Source organism: Microbacterium sp. P2_F9 (assembly GCF_056403635.1).
On sequence record NZ_JBFUFC010000423.1, the window covers coordinates 1 to 636 of the forward strand.

Below are 636 nucleotides of genomic sequence, written 5' to 3' on the forward strand. Positions count from 1 at the left end.
AGCCTGGTCCACCCGGCGCGACGCCGCCGAAGGCACGGCCGCCGCGATCGCCGGGGCGCTCGCCGACGTGCGCGCCGCCTCGACGGCTGCCGGCGGCACGGTCCCCGACGCGGATGCGCTCGCCGCCGCGGCGCGGACCCTGGCCGCCCGGGAAGACCCCGAGCACGGCGGCTTCTGGGGCGGCGATCCGAACGCGCCGAAGTTCCCGGTCGCGACGGCGCTGCGGTTGCTGCAGACCCGGGCCGTGCGCGAGCGGGCGGAGGAGGCATCCGTCGTGGCAGACCGCGCGCTCGCCGCGATGGCGTCGTCCGAGCTGCGCGATCCGGTCGAAGGCGGGTTCTTCCGGTACGCCACGCGCCGCGACTGGAAGGTGCCGCACTTCGAGCGCATGCTCACCGACAACGCGCAGCTGCTCGAGGTGGCGGTTGATGCCGGAGACGCCGACACGGCGCGGGGCGTCGCCAGCTTCCTGCTCGGGGTGCTCAGGCGGCCGGGCGGTGGCTTCGGCGCCGCGCAGGACTCGGAATCGTGGATCGACGGTGCTCGCAGCGAGGGCGGGTACTACGCACGGGATGCCGCGGCACGGCGCGACCTCGAGCGCCCGGCGGTCGACGGCAAGGTGGTGACCGGCTGGAA

1 pseudogene is annotated in these 636 nt (G+C 75.9%); it reads left to right on the top strand.

Features of this window, described 5'->3' with window-relative positions:
- Positions 1–636: pseudogene (locus AC1DVT_RS20530) on the top strand (thioredoxin domain-containing protein); the annotation flags it as partial.